Raw genomic sequence first — 5,525 nt, 5'->3', positions numbered from 1 at the left:
AAAACAAGTGAAGCAGCCATTTTTTGTGACGGTCTCAAGGACCAAAAATGAGTACGGCTTGTCTTCACTACCACTATAAAGTAATAGAGGCATAGGAGCACCCCGTCGGGTAACTTCTATGCCTCTAAGCTTAGTATTTTTTTGTGGGGGCACGGTACTTATATTTATTGTGCAAACTTGCTGTGATTAGGGTAGTGGTACCGATTTATTGCCGTTCTTACGATTTTTGCTTGTTTTGTTTATCTTTTTTTATTTTTTTCTGTTTTCTTCATCGGTTGCTATGGTATTTCCTGCTTTTTTCTTGCTCTTTCTTGTTTGATTTTTTCTTCTTATAAAATTTTGATGGTATGGAAAAAAGCCGCTGAATACTTCAGCGACTTTTCTTTATTTATACTGTTTTCTTACTACATGTCTCCGTTGAAGATGGAGTTTCTTACTATTACATAGTCAATTCTTCTTAGGGAGTCTAAATCTCTTCCTCCGGCGTAGGAGATTGATGATTGTAGGTCTTCGTGCATTTCTCTTAATGTGTCGTTGATGTTTCCACGACATTTGATTAACATTTTTTTACCTTCGACGTTTTTGTATACGCCTTTTTGGTATTGTGAGGCTGATCCGAAGTATTCTTTGTATTTTACGCCGTCTTTCATTACGGTTTCACCAGGGGATTCTTCGTGGCCTGCTAGTAGGGAGCCGATCATTACCATGCTGGCTCCAAAGCGGACTGATTTGGCTATGTCGCCGTCGTTTCTGATTCCTCCGTCGGCGATAATTGGTTTGTTGGCTGCTTTGGCGCATAGTCTGATGGCTGCTAGTTGCCAGCCACCTGTTCCAAAGCCGGTTTTGATTTTGGTGATACATGCTCTTCCGGGGCCGATTCCTACTTTTGTAGCGTCCGCTCCGGCGTTTTCTAGTTCACGTACTCCTTCTGGGGTTCCTACGTTTCCAGCTATTAAGAAGGTGTTTGGTAGCTGTTTTTTTACGTGTTTGATCATGTTGATGACTTTGTCACTGTGTCCGTGAGCTACGTCTATTGTGATGTAGTCAGGGGTTAGATTTTCTGCTGCTAATTCATCTATGAAGCCGAATTCTTCTTCTTTGATTCCTAGACTTATTGATGTGAATAGGCCTTTGGCATTCATATCTTTGATGAATTGCGTTCTTTTTTCTGGTTGGAAACGGTGCATGATGTAAAAATAGTCATTTTTTGCTAAGTATTCGGCTAGGCTTTCGTCGATAACCGTCTGCATGTTTGCAGGTACTACTGGTATCTTAAACGTTCTCGGACCGAACTTTACGCTGGTGTCACATTCTGACCGACTATTTACGATACATTTATTCGGAACTAATTGGATATCCTCGTAATCAAAAACTTCCATAATTTTCATTCACTCCAAAATGCGAACTATTATTTGAAATGGCATGTATTTTGTTCGCATATATAATTTAACCATTATCGGGCCGTAAGTCAATCGAAATCATAAAATATTTTTTTCTTAATATATGATAAAAAATCTCGAAATTCGTGGTAAATTAGAAATGGTTAAAAATATTAATATATTGGTTTGACAGTTATTATCGACATTGGTATTATCGTTTTATTGTTAAAAATAGTTAATGGATTAACGGTTTTTAGTGACTAAACAAAATTGGTATATACAAAGAAGGAGCGATATGATGCATAAGTATTCTGCAGACGATATTAGAGACATGGCAAGTGAAGAAAATGTTGAATTCATTTGTTTAATGTTTACTGATATTAATGGAATGATCAAAAACGTTGAGGTGCCTGTTTCTCAACTTGAAAAGGTATTAGCTAATAAAATTACATTCGATGGTTCTTCAATCGATGGTTTCACTCGAATTGAAGAGAGTGATATGTTATTGCATCCAGATTTAAGTACATGGTTGATTTTCCCATGGGGATCAGAACATGGTAAGGTTGCTCGTTTGATTTGTGATATTTATGAAACTGATGGAACACCATTTGTTGGTGATCCAAGATACAACTTGAACCGTATTCTCGGTAAAATGAGAGATATGGGATACTCAGACTTTAACATTGGACCTGAGCCAGAATTTTTCTTATTTAACACTGATGAAAAAGGATTACCAACTCTTCAATTGAACGATGATGGTAGTTACTTTGACTTTTCACCAGTAGACTTAGGTGAAAGTTGCCGTCGTGATATCGTTTTGATTTTGGAAAAGATGGGCTTTGAAATTGAAGCTAGTCACCACGAAGTTGCTCCTGGACAACAAGAAATTGACTTTAAGTATGAAGATGCTGTTTCAGCTGCAGATAGTATCCAAACTTTCAAATTAGTTGTTAAGACTGTTGCTAAACGTCACGGTCTTTACGCAACATTCATGCCAAAACCATTACAAGGTATCAATGGTTCAGGTATGCACATCAACATGTCATTATTCAAAGGTGACGACAATGTCTTTGATGACGAAAATGACATGCTTTCAGACACTGCAAAGAAATTCTTAAGTGGTCTAATGACACATGCTCGTGCATTAACAGCCGTTAATAATCCAACAATCAATTCTTACAAGCGTTTAGTTCCTGGATTCGAAGCTCCAACATACATCGCTTGGTCAAGTAAGAACAGATCTCCTTTAGTACGTGTACCAGCTGCTAAAGGTAAGTCAAAACGTCTTGAAATGAGAAGTGTTGACCCTACAACTAATCCATACCTTGCTATTGCTGCTATTCTTGATGCTGGTTTGGATGGCTTGAATAGCGATTATAAGTTGATGCCAGAAGTTAAAGAAAACATTTATGGTATGACAGAACAACAACGTGAAGATCTTGGAATCACAGAACTTCCTTCTACATTGCACAATGCTTTGAAGGCTTTACGTAAAGATAAGTTCGTTCAATCATCACTTGGTGAGTCATTGACGAATAGTTTGTTCGCTGCTAAGAATGCTGAATGGGATCAATATTGTCAAACAGTTTCACAGTGGGAGAGAGATACTTATATGCCATTGTATTAAAATGGTTTTCCGTCGATTCTTTTGGATCGACAGATTTTTTTTGTAAAAATGTAAGAGAGCAGAGCAGACAGAGGCGTTTTGCTTGAATGGGATTTTGTTGTTTGTTTGGTTGGATAGAGGTAGTAGTTTGGAGTGGTGGTTCACTGTCGACTCCGGGGCCCGGGATACACACACTGGCTTCCTAATTTTTTCGGTGGCACAGCCACCATTAAGAACCAGTTGCGCAAGTGCGTTAGCACTTACGTTCCACTATTTGGCGGCTGAGGTGTGTATCCCGGGCCCCTCCGTCTAGATAGTACAATCCCCGTTTGTTTTGAGTTGGGGAATAGGTGCTTCCCAGTTTTATTTTCAAGATTTTTTCTTTTTGAGCACCTTGCAGCTTCTCGGTTCGCGGGACTAAAGCTCCGCTCGTTTTGTTTCCTGACGTACATTGCTGTTGTAATCTTTTGTTCTTTTGCTAACCGGCTAGACCCAAATGATTTATCGGTTACCAACAGACATAAGTTGCGTAAAAATAGAATACTAAAAAAGGCGATGGTCAGGAATTTTCCTGATTCATCGCCTTTTTGGTTGACTGATTGATTATTTGTTGCTGTCAGCAGATTTTGCTTGGTTTTGTACGTGTTTGATGGCTTCTTTGTGTGTGCCGTCAAATAGTTTCCATTTCTTGTTGTCTTCTGACTTGATTGTTGTCTTGCCAGATTTTGTGAAGTTGAATTGGAAGTCTGGTTCTGAGATTACACTGTAACCTTTGATTGTGAACTTCTTAGGATTCTTCTTGTTGATCTTAAGTTCAGGTTTCTTCATGAAGTATGTAATAGTCTTTTGAGAACCATCTTTGCTTACACGGAAGTGTTTTACGTTCTTACCATTCTTACCAGTGAAGAAAGTGATATATTGGTCCTTGTTATCTTTACTTACACCAACGTAGTCATGTCCAACGATTTCATCACGTGTGACTTTCTTTGCTGAATGTGTTTCAGTTTGTTCTGTTTTAGTGTTAGAACAAGCAGTTGTAACTGTTGCAGTACCCATAAGAGTAACAGCAGCTAACAAAGTAACTATAGTCTTTTTCATTTCTATGTTCTCCTCAATGAAGATATTTAGATAGGTTTCTATCGTTATCTTCGATTTTAGGTTACAAAGCCTAAAAAATCAATTTATATTCATATTTGAGACAACAGATTTAAAATTTATTTATCATTTTAACTTTTTTTAAGGTATAATAAGTATTTGTACAGAAGCACATATGCGAACTTAGTTTAATGGTAAAATACCAGCTTCCCAAGCTAGTGTCGCGAGTTCGATTCTCGTAGTTCGCTTTTTTACTCACTTATGATTTTATAAAAAGCCATAAAGTTTCTATAATAGTGAACATTATAGGATTTTAGGCTTTTTTGTTTTCTATCATAAATAATAAACTCTTCAATCATGTTGATATTTTTATAAAACAACAAAAGGTAATTGTTGCATATTTAATTAAATTATTATATTAGATAAACGCCACTTGTTTATTGTTGAATGGTGTTTTCGCACCTGTTAAGATGTTAGTAAATACTTGATTATATAAGGAGTGATGGGTGTGGCAACTAAGAGTTTCCAAACTGAGTTCACCTTTAATCAAAAAAGCGGTAGAAGGTTAGCGGATGCTCTAGATGAATCTAGAAAAACTGAAACTAAGCTTTCTAAACCTGTTCGTTTTTTAACTAACAAAAAAGACAAGAAAAAGATTAAAGACATTATGCGGGATTTTGATTAATGGGTTACAAGGTTATTCAGCTTAAAGAGCTGATGGATCAAAATTATGATCTAAATAAAATGTTCTCTACGTTTTCGTCAATAAATGAAGATGTAGAGGATTTTTTGTTAGCCAAGTCGATACAATTTGAGAAACTAGATTTATCACGAACGTATTTAATCTTTACAACATACCAAGGCAAAAATGTATTAGCGGGGTATTACGCCATAACGAATAAACCCCTTATGATTTCCAAAAGAAATTTTTCTAAGCTATCAAATAGCTTAAAGAAAAAATTGATGGGAATAGGCTACAAAACAATAAGCGAAAATTATGAAATTAAATCAATATTGATTGGACAAATTGGGAAAAACTTCAATTATAAAGAATTACTATCTGGGGCAGATATCCTTAAATTGGCCTATATTACAATCAATAAGATTTATAAATTAATCGGAGGACGAATCCTGTATTTGGAAGTGGATGACAATGATTATTTGAGGAAATTTTATAATGAAAATGGTTTTAGAGAAGTTGAGGACTATCGTACTCCAAATAATCAGTGCTTGTATGTTAAAAAAATAAGTGACATCATTCTGAAGGATACTTAACGTATTCATTTTCATTTTTAAAACTAAAGGTTGAAAGCACGAAAATAGCCCTCAACTCATTCGTATGTTGAGGTTGGGTACAATCAAATAGTTTTTTAACATCATGAAGCATTATCCAAGAGCCTGATCAGGCGATTGGGTAATGCTTTTATAAATTCGTCAAAAATATC

Annotated in this window: 5 protein-coding genes and 1 tRNA gene; 4 read left to right on the top strand and 2 right to left on the bottom strand. The window is 36.1% G+C overall.

Annotated elements, in window-relative coordinates; all coding sequences use genetic code 11:
• Positions 1-404 precede the first annotated feature (404 nt).
• The gene (locus EKM69_RS12005) at positions 405-1,379 is read right to left on the bottom strand and encodes a GMP reductase (RefSeq protein WP_125711335.1); all 975 of its coding nucleotides are present in this window, start codon (positions 1,377-1,379) and stop codon (positions 405-407) included.
• Positions 1,380-1,674: 295 nt separating this feature from the next.
• On the opposite strand from EKM69_RS12005, the gene glnA reads away from it, so the two are divergent.
• Positions 1,675-3,006, top strand: a complete 1,332-nt coding sequence (gene glnA, locus EKM69_RS12000; protein ID WP_164505948.1) for a type I glutamate--ammonia ligase — start codon at positions 1,675-1,677, stop codon at positions 3,004-3,006.
• A 582-nt stretch (positions 3,007-3,588) separates the two neighbouring features.
• On the opposite strand, the gene EKM69_RS11995 is transcribed toward glnA, so the two are convergent.
• Complete coding sequence (locus EKM69_RS11995) at positions 3,589-4,083, bottom strand: hypothetical protein (protein ID WP_125711333.1); 495 nt, start codon at positions 4,081-4,083, stop codon at positions 3,589-3,591.
• A 174-nt stretch (positions 4,084-4,257) separates the two neighbouring features.
• Between EKM69_RS11995 and EKM69_RS11990 the strand changes: the two genes are divergently transcribed.
• The 3 genes from EKM69_RS11990 to EKM69_RS11985 all read left to right on the top strand — a co-directional run bounded on the left by EKM69_RS11990 (position 4,258) and on the right by EKM69_RS11985 (position 5,355).
• Positions 4,258-4,328, top strand: a tRNA-Gly gene (locus EKM69_RS11990).
• A 260-nt stretch (positions 4,329-4,588) separates the two neighbouring features.
• Positions 4,589-4,765 carry a hypothetical protein gene (locus EKM69_RS12405; protein WP_164505947.1) on the top strand — a complete coding sequence of 59 codons (177 nt, stop codon included), beginning with the start codon at positions 4,589-4,591 and terminating at the stop codon, positions 4,763-4,765.
• The gene (locus EKM69_RS11985) at positions 4,765-5,355 is read left to right on the top strand and encodes a GNAT family acetyltransferase (protein ID WP_125711331.1); all 591 of its coding nucleotides are present in this window, start codon (positions 4,765-4,767) and stop codon (positions 5,353-5,355) included. The genes EKM69_RS12405 and EKM69_RS11985 overlap by 1 nt, the downstream gene beginning before the upstream one ends.
• Positions 5,356-5,525: the final 170 nt, after the last annotated feature.

This window comes from Companilactobacillus zhongbaensis, assembly GCF_003946515.1.
GTDB lineage: Bacteria > Bacillota > Bacilli > Lactobacillales > Lactobacillaceae > Companilactobacillus > Companilactobacillus zhongbaensis.
Note: the sequence above shows the minus strand (reverse complement) of the source record. Positions and strands in the feature narration are given on the sequence as shown.